The organism is Sorangium sp. So ce406, assembly GCF_051474675.1.
In the GTDB taxonomy this organism is placed as follows: domain Bacteria; phylum Myxococcota_A; class Polyangia; order Polyangiales; family Polyangiaceae; genus Sorangium; species Sorangium cellulosum_G.
The window spans coordinates 8,514,890-8,538,435 of sequence record NZ_CP150340.1 but is presented as its reverse complement, the minus strand read 5'-3'; the positions used below and the strand labels follow the sequence as shown (position 1 = coordinate 8,538,435).

At 71.9% G+C, this 23,546-nt stretch carries 16 protein-coding genes; 12 read left to right on the top strand and 4 right to left on the bottom strand.

Annotation, left to right across the window (positions count from 1 at the left end):
- Positions 1-27 precede the first annotated feature (27 nt).
- Positions 28-1,425: a ribosome biogenesis GTPase Der gene (gene der / locus WME96_RS31775; protein WP_437285334.1), complete on the bottom strand. Its 1,398-nt coding sequence runs from the start codon at positions 1,423-1,425 to the stop codon at positions 28-30.
- A gap of 422 nt (positions 1,426-1,847) precedes the next feature.
- On the bottom strand, positions 1,848-2,801 hold the full coding sequence (era, locus tag WME96_RS31770; RefSeq protein ID WP_437285333.1) for a GTPase Era: 954 nt from the start codon (positions 2,799-2,801) through the stop codon (positions 1,848-1,850).
- Positions 2,802-3,470: 669 nt separating this feature from the next.
- Between era and WME96_RS31765 the strand changes: the two genes are divergently transcribed.
- Positions 3,471-6,194, top strand: a complete 2,724-nt coding sequence (locus WME96_RS31765) for a glycosyltransferase family 39 protein (protein WP_437285332.1) — start codon at positions 3,471-3,473, stop codon at positions 6,192-6,194.
- Between the two features lie 157 nt (positions 6,195-6,351).
- On the top strand, positions 6,352-6,852 hold the full coding sequence (locus tag WME96_RS31760) for a TIGR02266 family protein (protein WP_433928038.1): 501 nt from the start codon (positions 6,352-6,354) through the stop codon (positions 6,850-6,852).
- Positions 6,853-6,879: 27 nt separating this feature from the next.
- Here WME96_RS31760 and WME96_RS31755 read toward each other — a convergent pair whose 3' ends face one another.
- Together WME96_RS31755 and WME96_RS31750 are read right to left on the bottom strand one after the other, a co-directional pair.
- Positions 6,880-7,872 carry a zf-HC2 domain-containing protein gene (locus WME96_RS31755; RefSeq protein WP_437285331.1) on the bottom strand — a complete coding sequence of 331 codons (993 nt, stop codon included), beginning with the start codon at positions 7,870-7,872 and terminating at the stop codon, positions 6,880-6,882.
- A 19-nt stretch (positions 7,873-7,891) separates the two neighbouring features.
- Positions 7,892-8,512 (bottom strand): RNA polymerase sigma factor, encoded by a 621-nt coding sequence (locus tag WME96_RS31750; protein ID WP_437285330.1) that lies wholly within the window; start codon positions 8,510-8,512, stop codon positions 7,892-7,894.
- Between the two features lie 503 nt (positions 8,513-9,015).
- Here WME96_RS31750 and WME96_RS31745 point away from each other — a divergent pair.
- The 10 genes from WME96_RS31745 to WME96_RS31700 all read left to right on the top strand — a co-directional run bounded on the left by WME96_RS31745 (position 9,016) and on the right by WME96_RS31700 (position 23,499).
- Positions 9,016-9,927: a hypothetical protein gene (locus tag WME96_RS31745; protein WP_437285329.1), complete on the top strand. Its 912-nt coding sequence runs from the start codon at positions 9,016-9,018 to the stop codon at positions 9,925-9,927.
- Positions 9,928-9,953: 26 nt separating this feature from the next.
- Positions 9,954-12,362, top strand: coding sequence for a tetratricopeptide repeat protein (locus WME96_RS31740; RefSeq protein ID WP_437285328.1), 2,409 nt, complete (start codon positions 9,954-9,956; stop codon positions 12,360-12,362).
- On the top strand, positions 12,359-16,765 hold the full coding sequence (locus WME96_RS31735) for a tetratricopeptide repeat protein (RefSeq protein WP_437285327.1): 4,407 nt from the start codon (positions 12,359-12,361) through the stop codon (positions 16,763-16,765). The genes WME96_RS31740 and WME96_RS31735 overlap by 4 nt, the downstream gene beginning before the upstream one ends.
- Positions 16,762-18,120, top strand: coding sequence for a tetratricopeptide repeat protein (locus WME96_RS31730; protein ID WP_437285326.1), 1,359 nt, complete (start codon positions 16,762-16,764; stop codon positions 18,118-18,120). Before WME96_RS31735 ends, WME96_RS31730 begins: the two co-directional genes overlap by 4 nt.
- Positions 18,121-18,134: 14 nt before the next feature.
- Positions 18,135-18,383 carry a hypothetical protein gene (locus tag WME96_RS31725; RefSeq protein WP_437285325.1) on the top strand — a complete coding sequence of 83 codons (249 nt, stop codon included), beginning with the start codon at positions 18,135-18,137 and terminating at the stop codon, positions 18,381-18,383.
- Positions 18,384-18,461: 78 nt separating this feature from the next.
- Positions 18,462-19,043 (top strand): hypothetical protein, encoded by a 582-nt coding sequence (locus WME96_RS31720; RefSeq protein WP_437285324.1) that lies wholly within the window; start codon positions 18,462-18,464, stop codon positions 19,041-19,043.
- 191 nt (positions 19,044-19,234) lie between these two features.
- On the top strand, positions 19,235-20,683 hold the full coding sequence (locus WME96_RS31715) for an AgmX/PglI C-terminal domain-containing protein (protein WP_437285323.1): 1,449 nt from the start codon (positions 19,235-19,237) through the stop codon (positions 20,681-20,683).
- Between the two features lie 208 nt (positions 20,684-20,891).
- The gene (locus WME96_RS31710; protein WP_437285322.1) at positions 20,892-21,467 is read left to right on the top strand and encodes a hypothetical protein; all 576 of its coding nucleotides are present in this window, start codon (positions 20,892-20,894) and stop codon (positions 21,465-21,467) included.
- A gap of 92 nt (positions 21,468-21,559) precedes the next feature.
- The gene (locus tag WME96_RS31705; RefSeq protein WP_437285321.1) at positions 21,560-22,906 is read left to right on the top strand and encodes a hypothetical protein; all 1,347 of its coding nucleotides are present in this window, start codon (positions 21,560-21,562) and stop codon (positions 22,904-22,906) included.
- Positions 22,906-23,499 (top strand): polysaccharide biosynthesis/export family protein, encoded by a 594-nt coding sequence (locus WME96_RS31700; RefSeq protein ID WP_437285320.1) that lies wholly within the window; start codon positions 22,906-22,908, stop codon positions 23,497-23,499. The genes WME96_RS31705 and WME96_RS31700 overlap by 1 nt, the downstream gene beginning before the upstream one ends.
- Positions 23,500-23,546 lie beyond the last annotated feature (47 nt).

Genomic DNA, 23,546 nt, shown 5'->3' with positions numbered 1-23,546 from the left:
GGGGCGCCTCTGTGCGGGCGCCCTGGCCTACCCCCGCCGCCTGCGCTCCTTGTACTTCACCCGGACCGGCACGCCCTCGAGCCCGAACGCCTGCCGGAGCTGGTTCGCCACGTAGCGCCGGTAGCTGAAGTGGAGCTTCTCGGGATCGCTCGCGACGACGACGAACAGGGGCGGCGAGGTCTCGGCCTGCGTGACGAAGAACAGGCGGGGCGCGCGCCCGCCGTGCGTGGGCGGCGGGTGGGTGAGGAGGATCTGCTCGAAGAAGCGGTTGAGCTCTCCGGTAGGCACGCGCTTCCGGTACGCGTCGGCCACCTGGCCCACGGTCTCGAGGAGCTTCGCCACGCCGCGCCCGCTGCGCGCGCTCACCTGCACGATCGGCGCCCACGGCACGAACGCGAGCTTGTCACGGGCGTCCTCCTCCGCCTTCGCGAGCGCCTTCCGGTCGAGGAGATCGATCTTGTTGAGGCCGATCACGATGCCGCACCCCCGATCGACCGCCAGCCCGAGGATCTTCGCGTCCTGCTCGGCCACGCCCTCGGCCGCGTCGCTGAGCAGGAGCACGACATCGGCCCGCTCCATGGCGCGGATCGCGTGCATCACGCTGACCGCCTCGACGGCGCTGTCCTCCTTCGTCACCTTCGCCTTGCGGCGGATGCCGGCGGTGTCGATGAGCAAGAGCCGCTTGCCGTCGCGATCGACCAGCGTGTCGATGGGATCGCGCGTCGTGCCCGGCTGCGCGTCGACCAGCATCCGCTCCTCGCCCGAGATGCGGTTCACGAGCGACGATTTCCCGGCGTTCGGCCGCCCGACGATGGCGATGCGGAGCGCGCCCTCGGCCGACAGCTCGGTCGCCGCTGGCTCGGCGGGCAGCGCGGCCTCGATGGCCATCTCCAGGTCGGAGATGCCGCGGCCGTGGAGCGCGCTGATCGGGATGAGCCGCTCCATGCCGAGGCGGTACAGCTCCGCCGCCTCGGCCTCCGCGCGCGGCGAGTCCGCCTTGTTCGCGACGTAGATCACGGGCTTGCCGGCGCGGCGCAGGAGGCCGAGCTCGGCGTGCTCGGAGGGCGTGACCGGCGTCACGGCGTCGAGCACGCACACGATGACGTCGGCCTCGGTGATGGCGAGGTCGATCTGCCGCTTGATCCCCTGGCGCATGGGATCGTCGCTCTCGGGGTCGAACCCGCCGGTGTCGACGAGCGTGAACCGCCGCCCCCGCGACGTGACGTCGCCGTAGTGGCGGTCGCGCGTCACCCCGGGCTCGTCGTGGACGATCGCCACGCGCCTGCCGACCAGCCGGTTGAACAGCGTGCTCTTGCCGGTGTTGGGCCGCCCGACCAGCGCCACGATCCCGGCCGAGGGGATCGGCGCCGGCGCGTCGGCCGCGGCCTCTTCGGCCGCAGCGAGCGCCTCCTCGGCGAGCTCCACCGGGAGCTCGTCTCGGTCCTCCGCCCGCTCGAGGCGGCTCGGCTCGGCGGGAGCGCGCCCCTTGCCAGGGCCTGAACTGCTGCCTTTCCGGGATCCGGCGGGCGCCTTGGTGGATCCGGCCGGCGCCTTGCGGGGTGCGGCAGGTGCCTTGATCGGCGCGGCAGGTGCCTTGCCGGACCCAGCGGCGGCCTTGCCGCGCCCGCCAGCGATCTTTGCGGGGGTGCCAGCGCCCGTTCTCGAAGCACCGGCGCCTGTTTTCGAGGCGCCGGTGCCCGTTCTCGAGGCGCCAGCGCCCTTCCGGGGACCGACACCGCCCCTTGCGCCCCTGGCCTCGGGGGCGTCGCCCTTCTTCACCGCCCGGCCGCCTCCGGCGGCGCCCTGGCCACGCTTGGACAATCTGGAAAGAGCTGGTTTTGCCGCGCTCACGAGGCGTCTCCCTTGTTGTAGCCGAGCTCTTCCAGTCGCTGCAGCGACTCGCGCCACTCCGGCGTCACCCGTACCCAGAGCTTGAGGTTCACCTGCCGTCCCACGAGCTCCTCGATGCGCAGACGGGCCTCCGTGCCGATCCGCTTGAGCTGCTCCGCGCCGGCGCCGATCAAGATCTTCTTCTGCCCCGGCCGCTCCACGTGGATGGTCGCGTCGATGTGCAGCGCGCCGTCGCCCGTCGGCTCGACGTAGCGCTCGATCTGCACGGCGCTCGCGTGCGGCACCTCGGCCTTCGTCGCGCGGAGGATCTGCTCGCGGACGTACTCGGCGGCGAAGAAGCGCGTCGGCCTGTCGGTGAGCTCGTCGGGCGCGAAGCTCCAGTCCCTCTCGGGGCAAAGCTTCCCCACCTCGTCGAGCACGCGCCGGACGCCGTCCTCGCGCAGCGCGGAGATGGGCACGATCGCCGCGAAATCCCGGAGCTTGGCGAACGCGTCGAGGAGCGGCAGCAGCAGCGCCTTGTCCCGCATCCGGTCGACCTTGTTGAGCACGAACACCACCGGCGCCTCGCTCCCGAGGTCCGCGAGCAGCGTCAGGTCGCCCGGGTGCGGCGCGAGCGGCGGGCCTTCCTCGTCTTCCTTCACGCGCCGCGGGAGGCGCGCCGGATCCGGCGCTTCCGTCACGAACACGATGACGTCGGCGCTGCGCGCTGCCTCGCGCGCCGCCTGGTTCATGACCCGCCCGAGCTCTGTGCGCGGCCGGTGGAGCCCCGGCGTGTCGAGCAGCGCGATCTCCGCCGGGCCGTGGTGCACGACCCCGAGGATCGCGTCGCGCGTCGTCTGCGGCGTCGGCGAGACGATCGCGAGCGGATGGCCGAGCGCCGCGTTGAGCAGCGTCGACTTGCCCACGTTGGGCCGCCCGACCAGGGCCACGCGCCCGGATCGCCTCGGCAAGGAGGCGTCGGCCTGCTCCGTCGGCCTCGGTCCGTCGCCCTTCCTCCGCTGCGGCTGCGCGCCGCCCCGCGCGCCCGCCGCGTGCTCCCGGGGCGGTCGCCCCTTCGCGCCGCCGCCGGGGCGCGGCCCACGTCCGGTCGGGCTGCGGGCTGCGTCGGGTGAGCGGGCTGCGTCGGGTGAGCGCGCCGCGGAGCGCCGCTTCTGCGCCGTCCGCGCCGCGCCGCCCTGCTCCGCGCCGCCTCGCCTGGCCGCGCCTTCAGCGCCGCCGCGGGCGCCAGCGCGCTCCGCGCCGGGCCGCTCCGCGTCACCCCGCTTGCCAGCGCGCTCCGCGCCGCCCTGCTTGCCCGCGCGACGCGGCCCGCCTTCGGCGCGCGCCTCGCTGTCGCGCCGGGGCGCGCGCCCCGGCGGTATCGCCGCATCGCCGGCCCGAGGCTCCTGGCCGGAGGGCGCGCCGCGGCGGCTGCCTCGGCCATCGCTCTTGGCGGGGCGGGAGCCAGCGGCGGCCCGGGAGGGCTTCGGTGCCTGCGGGCGCGCTTTCGCGTCCTGGGGCGTGCTCTTGAGACGGCCTTTCACCACGCCGCGCGCGATAGCAGACGCCAAGGGGGGCCACAAACCATTCCCTGCGATCCGTGGTCAAGCGCGCGCGAAGGCGGTAAGGGGTTGCCTCGCATGTCGAGCGACCACCGAGGGGACCCACACAGCGGAGCCCCGCCCGCCGTCCCCGAGCCGCACGAGCGCGAAGCCCCGCCCCCTGCCGAGGCGCCGCCCCGCGCGGAGCGCTCGGCCGAGATCGGCGGTGCGCCGGCCACGGGCCGGTCCGGCGCGGTCGCTGGCGCCCGGCAAGGCGGCCCTGCGCGGCTCGTGGCCCTCGCGCTCGCGGCCCTCGGGCTGCTGCCCCTCCTCGGCAAGGGCGGCATCTGGGACCCGTACGAGCTCGACCGGGCCGACCTCGCCCGCCGCATCGCCATCCACGCCTTCGGCGCGCGCGGCCTGGATCTCGAGGGGTCCGCCGGGCAGATGCCGACCCTGACCGACCTCGGGATGGGCGAGCTCGGATTCACCTCGATGGCGCTCGGTTTCCGGCTGTTCGGCCTGCACGACTGGGCCGGGCGCCTCCCGCTCGCGCTGTGGGGGCTCGCCGGCGCGCTCGTCCTGTACGAGTTCCTCGCGCGCCTCGTCGACCGCAAGGCGGGCCTGTACGGCGTCGCGGTGCTCGTGACGATGCCGCTCTACGTGATGCAGGCCCGCACGATGCTCGGCGACATCGTCACCATGGCCGCGCTCACGATGGCGTTCTGCGGGCTGACCGGCGCGCTCATCGAGGGCGCGCGACCCGCGCCGCGGGCCGCCCCGATCGCGCCCGTCGCGTGGATCGCGGTCGGGCTCCTCGGGCTCGCCGCCGGATACCTCAGCCGCGGCCTGCTGATCGGCGTCGCCGTCCCCGCGCTCGGCGCGGGCCTCACCTGGCTCCTGCTCCGCACGTCCGGCGCGTGGTCCGCGCCGGAGGGCCCGCGCGCCGCGCTGGGCGACCTCGTGGGCGGCGCGGCGCTGCTGCTCGGCGTCGCCGCGATCGTGAAGGGCGTCGCCGTGCTCGCGAGCGCGAGCGCCGGCGAGCCGCTCCCGCGCGCCCTCGGCGTGGCGCTCCTGAAGAAGCCGCCGGTCGAGTCCACGTTCGATCTCACGCTGCGCCAGCTCGGACACGCCCTCTTTCCATGGAGCGCGTTCCTGCCGTTCGCCGTCGGCCGGATCTTCCGCGCCCCTGCCGCGGACCGAGCGGCCGCCGCGGCCGCGCCCGGCCTCGATCCGGAGGCGTGCGTCCGCGTCGCGCTCGTCGTCACGTCGGCGCTCGCCTACGGCGCCTTCGCGCTGCTCGCGCCGCACGCCGGGGCGCTCCCGTTCAGCGCCCCCGCGCTCCTCGCCGCGATCGCCGCGCTCGCCATCCGCGATCTCGAGCGCGGCGCGCCCTCGTCCCGGGCGCTCGCCGTCGGCTGCTCCGTGCTCGCCTTCGTCCTCTACCGGGACCTCGTCCTCTCGCCCGACAGGGCCCTCAGCGTCTTCTCCGTCGACAAGCCCGTCTTCCCGAAGAGCTTCGAGGACGAGGCGGCTTCGGCGATGCGCCTCGTTCTGCTCGTGTTCGCCGGCCTCGTGGCGCTCACCTGGTTCGAGGAGCAACCCCGCTCCCTCGATCGCGGCCTCAGGGCGTGGGCGCGGCGCCTCGCCGACGACGGCCACGCCGGAACCGCGGAGCTCGCCCGCATCTGGAACGGCAACCTGCTGTTCCTGCTGATCGTCCTCGAAGCGGCGCTCATCGGCGTCGGCGCGATGCTCTTCGTCGGCAAGCGCGTCGGGTGGGGGACCGTCGCGAGGATGCCGAACCACCTCGCCGCTGTCGGGATGAACGCCTGGTGGGCGCTGCCCCTGCTGCTCGGGGCGGGCCCCGTGGTGCTGATCGCGATCCGCGACGCGTTTCGCTTCGTCGTCGCGCGCACCTCCGTCCCCCGCGCCCTCGGCACGCCGCTCGCCGGCCTCATCGCCGGGTTCCTGCTGAGCTTCTGGTACTACCCGGCGCTCGCGGCCCAGCTCTCGCCGAAGGAGGTCTTCGAGTCGTACGAGACGCTGCGCAGGCCCGGCGAGCCGCTCGCGACGCTCGGCGTCCGGAGCCGCGCCGCGGCCTATTACCAGGGGGGCGAGATCACCTCGTTCAGCGATGCCCAGCAGGCGTTCACCTGGCTCACCGCCCCCGCGCCGACGGGCTCCGCGGACGGCGCCTCTGCTTCCGCTTCCGCCGCGCGTCGCTGGCTCGTCGTGAAATCCGACGAGCTACCGAGGCTGAACAGCCTCTTCCGCAAGCACCACAAGCGCAACCTGCCCGTGCTCGACGGGCGCTCGAGCCAGATCCTGCTCGCGTCCAACGAGCTCGGCGGCAGGCCGAACGAGAGCTGGCTCAGCCGCGTCGTGCTCGACGAGCCCGCCGCTCCCGCCAACCCGGTCGACGCGATGTTCGAGGACGAGCTCGAGGTGCTCGGCTGGGAGCTGACCGATGACGACGGCCGGGCGGTCTCGAGCGTGGTCCCCCAGAAGAGCTACCACCTGCGGACCTACTTTCGCGTCCACCAGCCGATCACCGGCAACTGGAAGATGTTCGTTCACATCGACGGGTTCCAGCGCCGCTACAACGGCGATCATCCGGTGCTCGAGGGCCGCTACCCGCTGAGCCTGTGGCAACCGGGCGACATCCTCGTGGACGACCACGAGCTCCAGCTCGAACCCAACTTCACCCCGGGCGATTACACGCTCTACTTCGGCTTCTTCGCCGGCGAGACGCGCTTCCAGGTGACGCGCGGGCCCGAGCATGAGAACCGCGTCCGCGGCGGCGTCATCCGCGTGCGGTGAGCCGCCGTTGTGGGATTCCCGACCCTGCCGCGTCGCGCGGCCTCTCGCCGCGAGCCGAGGAGGCGAGCGCGATCCCCGGTGTCGAGCGTCGTCGATGCGCGGGATCCGGTGTCGAGCGCCCTCGACGCGCGTGCGGAAAGCGGCTAGTCGCAGAAACATGACCGGGGGCCGTGGTGATTCCAACCATCCGCCCGAGGCGCCTGGCGGTTCATCGGGCTCCCGCGCGCAGGCCAGCGCCTATGGTGACGCGAATCATGCCGGCGAGGAGGCCGAGCGCGAGAGCCTCGCCCCGGACTCGCTCGACCGCCGCTCGTCCGAGCGCCTCGACGTCACGTGGCTCGTCGACTGCGAGACCGACGACACGTTCCTCTACGCATCGATCACGAACATCTCGGAGATGGGCATCTTCGTCCGCACGACGCAGCCCCTCTCGATCGGCACGCGGCTGACGCTCCGCTTCTCGCCGCCGGGGTCCGACGGCTCGTACGTGCTCGAGGGGACGGTGCAGTGGGTCAATGAGGTGCGCCCGCTCCACGACAACCCGAACCCGGGCATGGGGATCCGCTTCGTCGATCTCACGCCGGACGATCGCGAGCGCATCGTGGACACGATACGGACGATCGCCTACATCCGCGACGCACCGGTGCCCTCGAACTGACGCGGGCGTCCGTCCGGCGGCGTGCCGTCAGCGTGACATCGTGGCGGGAGGCTCTGCCTGCGCGGGCCGCGGGGCGCCCTGCTCGTCGCCTTCGGCCGCAGGCGGGGGCGCGGCGGGCGCCGCCGCCTTGGACGCGGCGCGCCGCGCCGCCGAGGCGCCCGCGGTGGCCGCCGGGGCCGCGTTCTGCACCTTCGCGCGCCCGGCGGTCTCGTCGAGGCCCGCGAGCATTTGCTCGGCGCGATCGCCATAGCCCTTGGCGGAGCGGAGCGCGAGCAGCAGCTCGCGCGCCTTCTCGGCGTCCCCGGAGGCCTGATAGCACCTGGCCGCCTCCCACATCGCCGCGTGCGCGGCCGACGTGCCCGGGTACTGCGCGCCGATCTCGTCGAGCTTGCCGAGGGCGGCCGCGCAGCCCGACTTGCGCTGCAGCGCCTGCGCATCCCGGAGCGCGACGCTCGCGCTGTCCTCGGGGGCGCCGGCCCCGCGCGCGCTCTTCTCTTTCGTCGCCTCCATCGCCCGGGGCGGCTCGCTCGCCTTGGCCTCGGCCAGGCGCCGGCCGTCCTCCTCTGCGGCGGGGGCCGCCGCGACGGGCGCGGCGACGCTGGGCGGCTCGTGCTGATCCGACGCAGGCTGGCCCCACTCGGTCACCCGCACGGGCGCCACGCCCGTCTTCGGCCGCAGCAGCAGCAGGCTCGATCCGATGACGAGCACGAACAGCGCCGCCATCGCGAGCTGCGGCCGCATCGCGTGGCTGCCCGCCCAGGCGAGCGCGCGGAGCGCCTTGCGCCGGAACGGCGTCTTCTTCTGCGCGACCTCGACCGCCTCGAGGATCCGCGCCTCGAGCTCCTCGCTCGGCTCCTCGAGCGGCAAGGAGCTGACGTCGCGGGCCGCGCGCAGCCCCGAGAACGCCGCGGCGCACCGGGCGCAGCCATCCATGTGCCGCTTCATGGCCGCATACGTCAGCTCGTCGAGCTCGTCGTAGAGCGCGTCCATCACGTGCTGATCGAACTTCTCGCAGTCCATAGGCAGCTCTTCCGGTGCGCTAGCGCAGCGCCCTCGCGTAATCCTCGTACTCGGAGAGGGCCTCCTGGAGCCGCTCGAGGGCGTAGCGCATGCGGCTCTTCACCGTGTTCTCGGGCACCCCCACGATCTGGGCGATGTCCTTGAAAGGCACGTGCCCGATCTCCCGGAGGAGGAAGACCTCCCGCTGCTCGTGCGGGAGCCCCTCGACCGCCCGGACGATGAGCTGCCCCATCTCGGTCCCGATCGCGGCCCGGTCCACCGCGGCCTGAGGCGCCGGGTCCGCGGTCCGCTCGCCGAGCGTGGGCCCGTCGCCGCCGTCGCCGGAGCCCTGGTCGAGCGACGGGTGGCGCCGGAGCGCCATCTTGCGCAGGTGATCGATGCAGACGTTGCGCGCGATCGCGTAGGCCCAGGTGGTGAACCTCGCCTCGTGCTTGAAATCGGAGGCGCTCTGCACGATCTTCACGAACACATCCTGCACCAGATCCTCGGCGACGGCAGGCCCGCGGACCTGCCGCAGGATGAAGTTGTAGATGGACGTCTTGTGCCGCCGGACGAGCCCGGCAAACGCGGCGCGGTCCCCACCCTGAAAGCGCATCATCAGCGCTTCGTCCGTGACCTCCTCTCGAGAAATCGGGACCATCCTAGCTCCCGGAGCGGCCGAGCCTCTGCGGCGCTCCTTCGGCGACCCGAGCGGCGGGGTGTTCGTGGCGACGACCGCGGCGTCGGATCGGACGCGCAGCGCGGCTCGAAGATCTGAGGCGCTCTCCTTCCCCTGACACAAGCGCACCTTAGCGGATCCGCCCCCGAGCGAGCGAGCCCCCTTCGCCCGTGAACAGGGCGGCTCGCGCGGAGGCGCTCGCCGGACGGGAGCCCCGGCGCGCGGCGTCCTCGGCAGCGCGTCGCTCGCTTGCCGGGGAGCTTGCCGGAAACGCCGTCCGCGCGCGGAGCGGAAAGAGGGCTCCGGCACGATTCCGGCTGCATCGTGTGGCGCCTCGTCGCGTCGCAGGCGACGGACGCCCCGCGGGACAGAGGAAGCTGTCCAGGTCGTTGCGCTCGGAAGCCTGCCGCCACTAGACTCGCCGGCACCGGGCGTGAGGTCGCCCCCCTCTGCTGACGAGGGTAAAACCACGAGGTTACCTTTCGATGCGACTTATCAGGATGCTGGCTGTGGGGGTGGGGGCCTCGTTCTTGATGGCCATGCCCGCCCTTGCCCAGAGCCCGGGCGGCGCGACGGGCCAGACCGCTGCTCCCGCCGCCTCTGTGGCGCCGGCCGCCTCGACACCGCCGGCTGCCTCGACGGCGCCGGCCGCCTCGACAGCGAAGGGAGCGCAGCCCGCCCCTGCGCCCGCCGCCACGGCGGGCGCGCCGTCCGCGGGCACGGCGGCGTCACCCGCCACGGCGGGCGCGCCGTCCGCGGGCACCGCGGCGTCGCCGGCCACCGCCGCCGCGCCGGCTGCCGGCGCCGCCGGCCCCGCCGCCGCGCCCGCGATGGATGGCCCGACGTACTCGGTGCGGCTTCGCGATCTGGAGCAGCGCATCGATGAGCTCAAGGAGCAGATCCGCCGCAGCCACACGCGGCTCTCGCTCCTCAGCGACACGATCCTCTCCGGGGGCGGCGCCGGCTCGCGCGCCTCGATCAAGTTCAACAACGAGCTCTCGACCGCGTTCCGCGTGACGCGCGTGCTGATCGTCCTGGATGGCGCCGTCCAGTACAACAAGACCGATCAGTCCGGAGCCCTCGCGGAGCAGTCCGAGATCCCGATCTTCAACGGCTCGGTCCCGCCGGGGGATCACACCCTCCAGGTGCTCGTGAACCTGCAAGGCAACGGGTACGGGGTGTTCTCCTACCTCCGCGGCTACCGCTTCGAGGTGCGATCGAGCCACTCCTTCACGGCCGTCGAGGGCAAGACGATCAACCTCCAGGCGGTCGCGTTCGAGAAGGGCGGGGTGACGACCCCGCTCGAAGAGCGGCCAGCGGTGCGTTTCGTCGAGAAGATCGTGAGCGGCCTCGCGGATGCCCCCGGGCAGCCGGCCGCCGCCGCGGGTGGCAAGTAGCATCGAGCTCGTTAGGACAAGTCGCCATGACCTGGGACTCCGGATCGCGGGTAATCCCTGCCTTGCTTGGCCTGCTCACGCTCGGCGCGGCGACCACCGCGGCCCCTTCCGCAGCGTGGGCCCTGGACTCCGAGCGCGCCTACTCGAGCGCGTCTCAGCAGATCAGCAGCGTCTCCTCCGGGCTGGGCGCCATCCAGGCGGCGATCCAGAAGTCTCGCGGCGAGGAGCGCACCCCGGCGCAGCGCATCGCGGACGCCGTCCTGCTGATGGGCTCCCGGGACTACGAGCGCGCGGCCAACGTGCTGAACCAGGTGGTCGAGAAGTACCCTGACCATCCGACGGCGTTCCCGGACGCGCTGACGCTGCTCGGCGAGACGTACTTCCGCTCGAAGCAGTACCTCTCGGCGCGCCGGGTCTTCCAGCGGATCGTCTCGAGCGGCGCCGAGCCGCGCTTCGCCGCCTACCAGGCGAAGGCGCTCGGCCGGCTCGTGGACATCTGCCTGCGGATCAAGGACTACGACGCCCTCGACGCCGTCTTCGCGTCGATGAACAACGTCCCGTCCGGCGCGGCGGGGAGCGCCCTCTCGTACGCCCGCGGCAAGGGCCTTTACGTGAAGAAGGACTTCGGCGGCGCGAAGGCAGCGCTCGGCGCGGTCGACCCGCAGAGCGAGTACTTCCACCAGGCGAGGTACCTGCTCGGCCTCATCGCCGTGAAGGAAGCGACGCCCCCGCCGGAGCCCCTCAAGGAGGACGAGGCGCCCGCGGCGGTGCCCAAGACCCGCTATGTCGCCGCGATCGACCTGTTCCAGCGGGTGACGCAGCTCCCCGCCGACACGCCGGAGCACCGGCGCGTCATCGACCTCGCGTGGCTCGCGATCGGGCGGCTCTTTTACGAGGCCGACCAGTGGGCGCAGGCCGTGCAGGCGTACGGCCACATCGATCGCGTCTCGCCCGAGTTCGGGACGATGCTCTACGAGCTCGCCTGGGTGTATGTGCGCCTCGGCGACGTCGACCGCGCCCAGCGGTCGCTCGAGATCCTCGCGATCGCCGAGCCGGACAGCCAGAACATCGCGGACGGCTCGCTGCTCCGCGGCGACCTGATGCTCCGCGCCGGTCGGTTCGAGAAGGCGCTGAAGGTGTACGAGGGGGTCCGCGCCACCTACGACCCGATGCGCGCGCGCGTGGACGCCTTCCTCGGCTCGACGAGCGATCCCGCGGTCTATTACGACAAGCTGAGCCAGGAGCAGCTCGAGGCGCTCGACACGAACTCCGCGCTCCCGCCGCTCGCGGTGCAGTGGGCGCGCGAGGCCGAGGACGGCCCGGCGGCGTTCGCGGTGATCGACGACATCAACCAGTGCCGCGAGCTGATCAAGCAGTCGAACGAGCTGATCGAGAAGCTGAACGCCGTGCTCAGCTCGCCCAACCGGGTGCGCGCGTTCCCGGAGCTCAGGGCCGGTGAGGAGAAGGCGCTCGGGCTGCTCAACCGGGTCGCGCTGGCGCGCCTCGCGCTCGGCCAGGGCATGGACGACGTGGAGGACGGCTCGCTCTCGGGCGAGATCGGCAGCGTGCGCGCGAGGCGCCGCGCGCTGGAGAAGCGCCTCTCGCGCGTGCCCGTCACCGACGCGGACTTCCAGGAGCGCGAGACGCAGGCGCTCCGCCAGTGGAACACCCAGTCGCAGCGCCTGCAGCAGCTCACGCTGCAGATGGACACGCTCCAGGCGACGATCAACGGGCTCCGGCGGGTGCTCCGCGAGGGCCCGCAGGCCGGGGTCGTCCGCGATCCTGCGAGCGTCGCGCGGTTCGAGGCAGAGCTCGCGCAGAACGAGCGCGACCTCGCGCTCTACCGCCAGCAGTCGGACGTGCTCCGCCGGCAGATCAGCGCGGGCCGGGTCCAGGTCGGCTTCGGCGATCAGCGCTTCGTCGAGGACGCGCAGGTGCGCAAGGCCCACCGCGACGCGTTGACGCGCGAGGTCGAGCTGGCGGCGGCGGGCGCCGGCGGCCAGGATCTCGCGGCGTACGCGCAGCGGATCACGCCGGTGCTCCGCTCCGGCGACGCGGCGGACGCCAGGATCGAGGCTGCCCTCCGCGAGATCGAGGGCGAGGTCGCCCAGAAGTCCGCGGGGCTCCGGCAGATCGTCGGCCGGGAGACGGCGAGCGTCGTGCACTACTCGGTGCAGCTCGAGGCGCTCGACCGCGAGGCGCGCCTCGTCGTCGGCGAGGTCGCGATGAGGAACTTCGGCCTCGTCCGCGACCGGCTGAAGAACATCATCCTTCGCGCCGACGTCGGCATCACCGAGGAGGCGTGGGAGGTCCGCGAGGAGCAGATGACGCGTGTCCGCAGCCTGCAGGTCGAGCGCGCCCGGGAGGATCGGGTCCTCAAGGAGGAGCTCAACGAGGTCCTCGACGACAGCGGCGATCCGGAGGATGAGAAGTGAGCAAGGAGCATGGCGGCGCGAGCGCGCCGCAGAACTCTGACCTGCCGCGCGCAGAAGCACGGGCGCAGATCCTCGGGCCCGGGGCCGCGGGCGTCCCGCTCGGCCGCGGCGCTGCGCGCGCGGGGCGCCGGCGCCCGCGCGGCGCGCTCGGGTTCGCCAGCCTCGCCCTGGTGCTGGCGGTCGCGCCGCTCGCGCTCTCCCAGCCGGGCGGCCAGCCCGCGCCTGCGACCTCCGCCGTCCCTGCGACGGCGCCGACGACGCCGGGCGCCCCTGCGCCCGCTGCGTCAGGCGCCCCCGCGCCCGCTGCGCAAGGCGCCACGCCGCCCGCCGCGCAGCCTGCGGCCGCCCCTGCGCCCGCTGCGCTTCCGCCGGTGCAGCCCTTCGCGCCCCCGATGTCCGCCGGGCGCAAGCAGGCGCCGCCGCCTCCTCCTCCGACGCCCGCCCAGCTCGCCGCGCTCGCCGCGCTCGAAAAGGAGGCGTCCGCCTACGAGAAGGCGGCCCGCGACTACCGGAGCGCCATCACGCGCATCGTGCAGCACCACTACGAGGACCGGCGCCGCCGCATCCTCTCGGCGCTCGACCGCGAGATCGAGACGGAGCGCAAAGGCCTCCGCGACGCCCGCGAAGAGGCGATCCGCCGGCTCGAGGTGTTCGTCCAGCGCTACAGCGGTCCGAACGCCCACCCGGAGAACACGCCCGACGCGATGTTCCGCCTGGCCGCGCTCTACGAGGAGCGCGCCCGCACGGACTCCGACGCGAGCGAGGACCTCAGCGCCGCGCTGCTCCCGGCCATCGCGCTCTACAAGCGCGTGATCAGCGAGTTCCCGCAGTACCGCGAGCTCGCCGGCATCTACTACTACCTCGGCCACGCGCTGAACGACTCCGTGCGATTCCCCGAGGCGCAGCAGGTGTGGCGCTCGCTCGTGTGCCACAACAAGTACCCGTACCCGGTCGCGCCCGATCCGAAGGATCCGACGCGCGACACCGTCGGCAGGCTCCCTCAGGACCACGACGACGACTACTGGACCGGCTGGGAGGCGCGCCACCCGACGCCCATCGGCTCGACGCCGGGCGGCCGGGCGGTCCAGCCCGCCCGCAGGGCCGGGAGGGGGCAGGCGCCCGTCGTCGAGGACGAGACGGCCTACACCAGCCCGTACCCGGACGATTGCCAGCCGATCCCGCAGAAGACGGCGCTCGGCGCCGAGCCCCGCTACATCGCCGAGGTCTGGTGGCAGATCGGCGACTACCACTTCAACGAGATCGACCGCGCTGGCGGGCCGTTCAACTACAACAGGGCCGAGTCCGCGTACCGGCAGTCCATCAAGTACAAGAAGCCGCCGGTCCACGGCGTCGCGATGTACAAGCTCGCCTGGACGTACTTCAAGCAGCAGCGCTACGAGACGTCGGTACGCCAGTTCATCGAGCTGCTCCGCTACACCGACGAGCAGGAGAAGCTGACCGGCGATCCTGGCGCGGATTTCCGGGCAGAGGCGTACACCTACATCGCCGGCTCGCTCACGTACCTCGACTTCGTCGGCCCCGGACCGGACGAGCCGTACATCCCGCGCAACGACGTCCTCGACGTCGAGACCGACCCGCGCATGGCCGAGCAGAAGATGCGGGTGGCCATCGAGCGCGTCCAGGATCCCAAGCTGATCCCGCAGGATCAGAAGTGGACGGTCGAGATCTACAAGGCGCTCGCGATGGAGTTCAAGGAGCTCAACCAGTATCGGAACACGATCGAGGTGAGCGAGATCATCCTCCAGAAGTGGCCGATGCACCGCGACGCGCCCGTCGTACAGAACCAGATCGCGGACATCTACGACACGCTCACGTCCCAGTCGCGCGAGGGCACGGCGGAGCGGGCGCTGAACTCGGCGAAGGCGCTCGAGGCGCGCACGAAGCTCGCCCAGTACGTGGGGACGACCCCGTGGGTCGAGGCCAACAAGGACGATCCCGAGGCGATCCAGACCGCCGAGCGGCTGGTGCGCGGCGGGCTCCGTCGGGCCGCCGCCGATCACACGAACGCCGGCAGCGCCCTCGTGCAGCAGGCGCTCACCGTGAGCGAGAAGGAGACGCGCGACCCGATCTTCGAGCGCGCGCTCAGCGAGTACCGCCTCGCCGCGCAGGGCTGGGCCGGCTACCTGGCCCAGGACGAGAACGCCCCCGACGCGTACGAGAGCCGGTACTGGCTGGCCGACGCGCACCACATGGTCGTCGTGATCACGGTGGCGATGGATCGCTCGCCCACGCGTCAGGAGGTCGAGCTGGCGCGGAGCTCCGCGGTCGGCGTGCGGGACTCGAACGAGGACGACAAGTACCTGCAGCCGGCGGCGTACATGGTCGTCGACACCGCCCACCAGGCGCTCCTGGACCGACACAAGCTCTTCCAGCGGACGAACGGCGCCGAGGGCCTCGAGCCGCGCGAGAAGCTCAAGATCGTCGGCGAGGGCGACGAGCAGCGCGTGATCGCCGAGCCGCTGCCCCCCGAGGTCCAGGCGGCCGTCACCGCGCGGGACGAGTACATCCAGCGCGTCCCCCCCGCGCTCGACGCCCCCAAGAACATCGACCTCTACGCGTTCCAGGCGGCCGACTACTACTTCCTGTACGGCCAGTTCGCCGAGGCGCGCAGGCGGCTCGAGCCCATCTACAACACGCAGTGCGGCAAGACGGAGTTCGGCTACAAGGCGTGGGAGCGGCTCACGACGATGTCGAACCTCGAGAACAACGTCGAGCAGAGCCGCAAGCTCGCCGAGGCGGCGCTCACGCGGAGCTGCGCGGTCAGCGAGGAGCAGAAGCTGAAGGAGGGCGACATCGCCCGCCCGACGATCTCCCGCGGCTACTACCTCGACGCCGCCCGGGCCTTCGAGAAGGCCGAGAAGATGCCGGACGGGCCGGCGCGCGTCGCCGCCTGGCGCGAGGCCGCCGCGCTCTACCGGGTCGCGCTCGAGAAGGCGCCGGCCCGCGACGAGGCGCCGGAGGCCGCCATGAACGGCGCCTATTGCTACAAGCAGGTCGGCGACTACGACCAGGCCATCGAGATGTACTCCCTGTTCATCAAGGAATACGGAAACGAGGCGAACCTGGCGAAGCTCGAGAAGGGCGACCCGGAGGCGAACCCTCCGAAGAACCCCGATCCGAAGCGCTACGCCGAGCGGGTGAAGTACCTGAAGCAGGCGTACGACGCGCTCTCCGCCGCGTACGTCCTCTTCTTCAACTACCGCAGCGCGGCCGAGACGTACGACACGATCGCGCGCAACACGCGGTTCGAGCAGGCGGCGCGCCGGGACGCGGCCCGGAACTCGGTGCTGCTCTACGCGAACATCGGCGAGCGCGACAAGATGACCGCCGCGCGCGCCACCTTCATGGGCCTGAACCCGCCCCCCGAGCAGAAGGCCGACATCGACTTCCTCGTCGCGTCGGCGGACCTGAAGGCGTGGGACGAGCAGGGGTCCGACGAGGGCCCGAACCGCGCCGCGCGCACCAAGGCGATGCAGTCGATGGAGGCCTACTACACGGCCAACAAGAACAACCCGGCCGCGAGCGCGTACGTCGTCCAGGCGGCGTACCACGCGTCGAAGATGCGCGCTGCCGCCGCCGACCCGCGGGCGCGAGAGTGGTGCAAGAACACCATGACGGCGTTCACGTCGTTCCGGAGCTCGGCGACCGGGGACAAGCCGAAGGCGCTCGGGTCGCTGCAGGCCGACATGGCGGCGGAGTGCGCCTACAAGGCCATCGACGACCGCATCAAGGCCGAGTTCGACTACGACACCGGGCACCACCGCTACGAGGGCGTCATCGACCAGGTGAAGCGCGCCTTCGAGGCCGACATCAAGAAGGCCAACGACAGGTACTGGAAGGAGCTCCAGGAGGTCATCACCGCGTACGAGTCGAGGCAGTGGTCCGCCGCCGCGCGCGCGCGGCAGGGCTCGCTCTACGACTCCTGCCGGACCGGCCTTTACAACGCCCGCCCGCCGGGCCTCCGGCTCTACACGGACAAGGAGGAGAAGCTCCTCAAGCTCGCCGAGACGAGCGATCGCGAGGACCTCCAGGAGACGGCTGACGCGCTCCGCCAGAACCGGCGCGAGCAATGGCGCGCCGCGCGCGAGCGGCTCCTCGCCGACGCCGACCAGGCGATGGTCAAGTTCTATGTCGAGTCCGTCGTCTGGGCGAAGGCGTGGAAGGTCCGGAATCCGGCCGTGGATCACGCGATCCAGCGGCTCGCGTTCTTCACGGACATCCTCGGCGACGCCAAGCTCCGCGAGTGGAGCCAGGGGGTCATCGATCCCGAGACGAAGCGCCCGTTCGAGTACAAGGATGGCCTCTTCCTCCGGACGCGACCCGGCATGACCCCGCCGCTCGCGCCCGACGGCCTCCCCCTGCCCCTGCCGGTCGTCCCATGAAGCGCCGCCTCCCTGTCACGCTCCTCGCTTGCCTGCTCGCGGCCCTGTCGCCGCTCGCCCTCGCGTCCTGCGGCGAGGAGGCGACGCCACCGCCGAAGGCGCCCACCCGCCCGGTGGGCCCTGCCGGCGCGACCCCGCCTGTCCAGGCGCCGTACGGCATGACCGACGCCCCGAGCTCGGCGCGGCCGTACGATCAGCCCGCGCAGACCGCGCACCCCGCGATGAACGCCCGCGCGGCGGCGGTCTATCAGAGCGGCCTGCAGGCGTTCGCGAACGGCGACCTCGCCAACGCGCGGGCGCTGTTCGCGCAGGCGACGCAGGCCGACCCGCGCGCCCACCAGGCGTTCTACTCGCTCGGCGTGGTGCAAGAGCGGCTGCGCGACGCGGGCGCGGGCGCGAGCTACCGCCAGGCGTTCACGCTGGTGCCCGACTACGAGCCCGCGATCATCGCGTACGCGATGCTGCTCGCCAGGAAGGACCAGCTCGGCGAGGCCGAGCGCCTGCTCAACGAGAAGCGCGGCCAGATGCCGAAGTCGGCGGCCGTCGCGGCCACGCTCGCGGAGATCAAGTCGCTCCAGAAGGACACCGGCTCGGCGCAGCGGCTCGCGCAGGAGGCGCTGAAGATCAACCCGGACTACCGGCCGGCGATGGTCACCATCGCCCGCGATCACTACAGGAACCGGCGCCTCGACCTCGCCCTGTACGCGCTCCAGGCGATCCTGGATGGGTTCGAGCCGGTCAGCGAGAATCCGCCGCGCGACCGGGACAACGCCGAGGCGCTGCTGCTCCGTGGCCTCATCTACCGGGAGCAGGGGCAACGCGCCGCGGCGCTGGAGGAGTTCCGCAAGGCGGTCACGCGCCGCCCCGATCTCGTGGAGGCGCGGGTGCAGCTCGCGACCTACCTGCTCGAGGCGGGCAACGCCCAGGAGGCGCTGCCGCTCCTGGAGGGCGCCGTCCGGTTCGACTCCGAACACATCGCCGCGCACCTCAACCTCGGGGACGCTTACCGCCTCCTCGAGCGCTACACGGACGCAAAGCGCGAGTTCGACTGGGTCCTCGCCCGCAACCCGAACCTGCCGCAGGTCCACTACGACCTCGGCCTGCTCTACCTGTTCGCCCCCAGCGTTCCCGGCATGACGCCGAAGCAGCAGGTGGCGGAGGCCATCAAATCGCTGACGAGGTTCCAGGAGCTGCGCAACAAGGGCCAGCGCGACGACTCGGAGGAGTTGCTGAACCGCGCCAAGCTCAAGGAGGGCGAGCTCAACGCGGCTGCCGCCGCAGCGCAGCCCGCGGCCCCGCCTCCTCCTGCTGCCCAGACCGACGGGGGCGTGGCCGACGCCGCGACCGACACGTGAGGGAGACCATGAGCATGTACAAGGCACTTGCGCTGGGTTCGGTCCTGCTCGCGACCGTCGGCCATGTCGAGCGCGCGGACGCGCAGGAGAAGGGCAAGCAGCGCGGGGTCATCACGCTCGCGGAGGTCACGATCACCGGCCGCATCCAGAAGCCGATCGCGGCCGTCGACGTGAGCCGGATCCAGCCGAAGCTCACGCTCGCCGAGCTGCGCCAGCCGTTCCTCGACCGCATCGAGCAGGCGATCTTCAAGGAGCCGTTCTAGCGCCGCGTGCCGGAGATCCTGCCCGATCTCCGGCTTCCGCCTCGCCCCGAGATCCCCGCGCGCGCTCGATCTGTCGCCGTGTCTGCCGTGCTCTTCATCGCGCTGTCGATCGCGGCGAGCGGCGCCTGCGCCGCGGTCTCGTGGCGCCACCCGGCGCAGGTCGCGGCGGCGACGGGCGCAGATCTGACGGCGCTCGCGCGCTCGCTCCGCGCGCTCCCCATCGACGCGCGGCTGGCCGAGCTGGCGCGCCGAGCGCCGCCGGAGAGCTGGGAGCGCCGGCTCGCCGACGAGCTCCTGTCCGCCGCCGGCCCGCGCGCGAGGGTCGCGACGGCGAACGATCTCCTCGTCGAGATCGAGCAGCGGCTCGACGTCGCCGCGGGGTGGCCGCGCGCGGCGGCGCGCCTGTCGGCGCTCGTCGCGCTGCTCCTCGCCACGCTCTCCTTCCTCGCGCAGGCCGGCCCGTCCGTCATCGTCCTCGTGCTCGGCGCGGGCGCCGCCGGCGCGATCGCATCCGCGGCGGCGGGGCGCGCGGGCCGCGCCGCCGCCGCGCGCAAGCGCGAGGCGATCGACGCGCTCGTCGACGTCGTCCTGGGACCGCTCGACGGAGCCGTCAGGAAACCTCCCGCACCATCGCGGCGTCCGCGCCGCGCGTGCCGCTGAGCGCGGGCTCGCTCTCCTGGACCGCCCGTGCGCCTGCGTGTACCCTCGCGGGCTGTGGTGTCCTTCGCCGCGCAGCGCTTCTCCCGCGGTCCGAGGCCCGGGGCCTGGCGGGCCCCGGAGCGCGGCTCCGGCCGCCGGGCGCGCGCGGCGTCGATCCCTGCTTCGTCCCCCCTCGCCCGGAGTCCCTTGGAATGACCCAGCAGCACCCGCTCCCCACCCCGTCGCGCCCCGGGCAACCCGGGCAGATGACCGCGGTCATGCGGGCGGTCGCACCGGTGACCGGCCCGAAGGTCCTCAGGATCGGCCTGGTTCAGGGAGGGAAGGTGATCGAGGAGCGCGTCATCAAGCAGCGCACCCACGTCACCATCGGCCCCAGCGAAAAGAGCATGTTCGTCATCCCGAGCAAGAGCATCCCGCCGAGCTTTCGGCTGTTCGAGCTCGTGGGGGGCGAGTACTTCCTCAATTTTCTCGACGGGATGACCGGCCGGGTCGCCTTCAAATCCGGCGTCTCGGAGCTCTCTGCGCTCAAGGGCTCCGCCAAGCGCGCGCCGGCGGGCAACGCGCAGGCCTATCAGATCCAGCTCAGCGAGGAGGCGCGTGGCAAGATCGTCGTCGGCGAGACGACGTTCCTCTTCCAGTTCGTCGCGCCGCCGCCGGTGCAGCCCAAGCCGCAGCTACCCGTCTCGGTGAGGACGGGGATCGCGAGCGACATCGACTGGACGACCACGATCATCGCGGCGTTCTCGTTCCTGTTCCACTTCGGCGCCGTGGGCTCGATCTACTCCGACTGGATGGACCCGGTGGTCGACGATGAAGTCGACGTCGCGCAGCTCCTCGAGTCCGTGAAGCAGCTCCCCCCGCCGCCGGTGATCGAGCAGCCGAAGGACAACGCCGAGGCGCCGGCCGCGACCGCGGCGCCCGCCGCGGAGGCGCCGAAGGCGGCGAGCGGCGGCGGGAACAAGGGCGCCGCTGCCGGCCCGGCGAAGGGCTCCGGCGGGATGAGCGACGCCCGCGCATCGGCGCTCACCAACGAGCTCGCGCAGCTCGACATGCAGATGCTGGGCGCGCTCAACTCGAGCGGGAACGCGACCTCCAGCGTCCTGAGCTCGGGCGACGTGCCGACCGGCCTCCTCGAGAACGCGGCCGCCTCCGGGTCCGGCGTCGGAAAGGGCGGGGTCGCCGGGCTGAACATGGGCGGCGCCGGCGGGGGCACGGTGCGCCCTGGCGCGGCCGGCGGCGGCGGGCTCGCGAGCATCGGCAACACGGGGACCAGCGGTCCTGCGACCGCCGGCTCGGCGCAGACGGTCAAGGGGCCGGTGGGCAACGCGCAGGTCGGCGGCGCCGCGGTCTCGGGCGGGAGCGTCTCCAATGCGCCCTCCGTCGTCGCCGGGATGACCGCCGGATTCCGTCGTTGCTACAACAAGGGGCTCCAGGAGGACCCGGGCATGAAGGGCTCGGTGAGGATCACGGCGAAGATCGGCCCGAACGGTGAGGTGATGTCAGCCACCCCGTCGGGGGGCTCCGGCCTCTCCGGGACGGTGATCTCCTGTGTGGTCGCGCGCGTCCAGAGCGCGCAGTTCGCGCCGCCCGAGGGCGGCGGTGCGACCGTCGTGATCCCTGTCACGTTCGTGAGCCAGTAGCTCCGATCGCACCTGAATCCTTGGACAAAGCGCAATCCCGTCTCCTCGCCCGAAGATGAATGGCGTGCCGACGTCGCGCATCCAATGGGGAAGAACGTCGTACGGGGTCACCTGACGGCGCGTTACGGCCTCTCGGCACGCTCATTGCGTTTTGACAATTACGTCTGCCCGCACTTATACTCCGCGGGCCTGACTTTCGGAGGCTTCGATGAAGCGCGAACAGATCCCCGGCTTTGCAGCAGTAGCGCTGATCTCGGTCGTCATCGGCCACGGCATCGCTGCTGCACAGGCGCAGACGGCGCCGCCGCCGGACGCGTCCGCGGGACTTGCGCGGCAGGTCACCCTCTCCCCGGCGGAGCAGCTCGCCCAGAGCGAGACCTTCCTCGGCCGGATGGACGGGGCCCGCACGTCGGTGCGTCGCCAGCTCGAGACGGCCCGGTCGCAGCGTGACGTCGTGAAGACGCTCTGCCTCAACGACAAGCTGAATCAGATCGACGTCGCCATCCGCTCCGCCCGCGAGCGGCGGCAGGGGTTGGAGCTCGCGGTGAACCGGCGTGACGCCGACCTCTCCAACCATGAGTTCACGATCCTGACGGTGCTGCGGCAGCGCACCGAGCAGTTGACGGCCGAGGCGAACCAGTGCATCGGCCAGGAAGCGGGATTCATCGGCGACAGCGCTGTCACGGCGACGATCGATCCGAACCTCCCCAAGGACGATCCCTCCGAGTATCCCGTCAGCCAGATCATCATCGAGCCGCCTGCGTGCAGTAGCTGTTTTCGGTAGGCGACCGCCTCTCTCGGATTGCCACTGCCCAATAGGCGATGAAACTTCGTGAAACCATAGCCGCCGTAATCACACTCACCCTGTCCCCGGCGTTGGCCCTGGCGCAAGACCAGCCCTGGCTCAAAGATCGCCGCTACACCGAGGGCATCGGGATCCGGGCCGGCGACCTCGAGTTGCACCCGGGGATCGCGGCGGAGTTCGGCTATGACTCCAACTTCTTCCGCAGGGCCGAGGAGGACAGGGCCGGCGGAGATGACATCGGTCCGGTGGGCTCGTTGCGGCTCCGGATCACGCCGTCGTTCTCGCTCTCGACGCTGAGCCAGCAGCGCCTGGAGGTGACGCCCGACGCGCCGCCGCCGGACGTCGAGTTCCGCGGCGGCATCTCCGCGACCTATGACGAGTTCTTCCCGGTCTCCGGCAGCGAGACGGGGCAGGAACGGCTGAGCGATCAACGGAATGTCGGCGGCCTGCTCGATGCCAGCCTGACGATCCTGCCCCGCCGCCCGTGGTCCGCGATCCTCGACGCGTCGCTCGGCCGGACCATCGCGTCCTCCGATCTGGGGATCTCCAACCAGAGCTTCCGGCGCATCCATGCCGACGCGGGCGCAGAGCTGGTATGGACGCCGGGAGGGGGTCTGTTCGACTGGCGGCTCGGTTACCGCTTCCTCGGCACGTTCTTCGAGGTCGACGAGTACGACGGCCTGACGAACTTGCAGCATGTGGTCCGGACGCGCGGCCGCTGGCGCTTCCTGCCGCGCACGGCGCTCATCTACGACGCGTCGCTCGGGTTCGTCGATTACCCGAACCCGAGCTCCCAGCACTCCTCGCATCCGCTGCGCGCGCAGCTCGGGATCAACGGTCTCGTGACATCGTCGTTCGGTCTCCTCGCGATGGCCGGCTGGGGCGCGAGCTTCTACACGCCGGAGAGCGACACGGCCGTGGTCCACGACTTCGACAGCGTCATCGGCCAGCTCGAGCTGAAGTGGTTCCTGACGCCGAACCCGGGGACCGATCCTGCGGCGGCGACGCTCGCGCTGTCCTCGCTGTCGGCGGGCTTCACGCGCGATTTCCACGACAGCTTTCTCGGGAGCTACTACGAGCGCAACCGCGGTTATCTCAAGCTGACCTACTTCTTCGGCGGACGTTTTCTGCTGATCGCCGACGGCGGCGTGGCGGCCCACGTGTATCCAGGGATCCCGGCGGACTCGGATGGCCTCCTCGCGCCCGAGGCTCCGTGGACCGACGTTCGTATCGACGCCTCGCTGTTCGGCGAGTACCGGATCGGGGACTCCTTGGGGATCAACTCGACCCTTCGGTACGGCAACAACGTCAGCAGCACCGCCGTGGCGCCTCGCGACGCGACTGGCGCGGACGCCGTGGAGAACTATCTGGGGTGGCAGCAGTTCGAGGCCTACCTGGGCGTGCGCTGGTTCATGTGATGCGGCGTCCTCGTCCGTGGATTGCCGCCTTGCTCGCGCTGGCGATCGCGGCGTGCTCATCGCGCCAGCCCGAGCCGGTGAACCTCCCCCCTCCCGTGGAGGCGACGACCATCGGGGTCGGGGACGTCTTCGAGCTCCGCATCGTGGGGGAAGACAAGCTGCCCTCGACGTTCACTGTCGCGCCGGACGGCACCGTCGACTTCCCCTACGTGAAGCGGCTCAAGGTCGCAGGCCTGGAGCCGCAGGAGGTCGCGGAGCTCGTGCGCGCCAAGCTCATGGAGGGGCAGGTCCTCACCGATCCCAGCGTGAGCGTGAGCATCCGGGAGTACAACTCGAAGCGGGTCGAGGTGCTCGGCGAGGTGCAGAAGCCCGGGTCCCTGCCGCTTCAGCCTGGCATGACGCTGCTCCGCGCCATCTCGATGGCGGGAGGCTTCAACAGCATCGCGGACAAGGATCGCGTCACGATCCGCAGGAAGTCCCAGGGCAAGACCGTGTTCGCCACGGTCTCGGTCGAGGACATCATCGACAACAAGATCCCCGATGTGCCGCTCCAGGCAGGGGACTCGATCAACGTCGCCCAGCGCGTCTTCTGAGCGGCCGCGCGCCGTCCGCCACCTCCGCCGAGGTGGCGCGCGGCGCG

Excerpts from the sequence above, each read along its gene's own strand:
- WME96_RS31715 (WP_437285323.1), top strand. The coding sequence starts at position 19,235 with ATGACCCAGCAGCACCCGCTCCCCACCCCGTCGCGCCCCGGGCAACCC.
- WME96_RS31700 (WP_437285320.1), top strand. The coding sequence starts at position 22,906 with ATGCGGCGTCCTCGTCCGTGGATTGCCGCCTTGCTCGCGCTGGCGATC.
- WME96_RS31710 (WP_437285322.1), top strand. The coding sequence starts at position 20,892 with ATGAAGCGCGAACAGATCCCCGGCTTTGCAGCAGTAGCGCTGATCTCG.
- WME96_RS31755 (WP_437285331.1), bottom strand. The coding sequence starts at position 7,872 with ATGGACTGCGAGAAGTTCGATCAGCACGTGATGGACGCGCTCTACGAC.
- WME96_RS31740 (WP_437285328.1), top strand. The coding sequence starts at position 9,954 with ATGACCTGGGACTCCGGATCGCGGGTAATCCCTGCCTTGCTTGGCCTG.
- WME96_RS31725 (WP_437285325.1), top strand. The coding sequence starts at position 18,135 with ATGTACAAGGCACTTGCGCTGGGTTCGGTCCTGCTCGCGACCGTCGGC.
- WME96_RS31760 (WP_433928038.1), top strand. The coding sequence starts at position 6,352 with ATGACCGGGGGCCGTGGTGATTCCAACCATCCGCCCGAGGCGCCTGGC.
- WME96_RS31745 (WP_437285329.1), top strand. The coding sequence starts at position 9,016 with ATGCGACTTATCAGGATGCTGGCTGTGGGGGTGGGGGCCTCGTTCTTG.
- WME96_RS31750 (WP_437285330.1), bottom strand. The coding sequence starts at position 8,512 with ATGGTCCCGATTTCTCGAGAGGAGGTCACGGACGAAGCGCTGATGATG.
- WME96_RS31730 (WP_437285326.1), top strand. The coding sequence starts at position 16,762 with ATGAAGCGCCGCCTCCCTGTCACGCTCCTCGCTTGCCTGCTCGCGGCC.
- WME96_RS31765 (WP_437285332.1), top strand. The coding sequence starts at position 3,471 with ATGTCGAGCGACCACCGAGGGGACCCACACAGCGGAGCCCCGCCCGCC.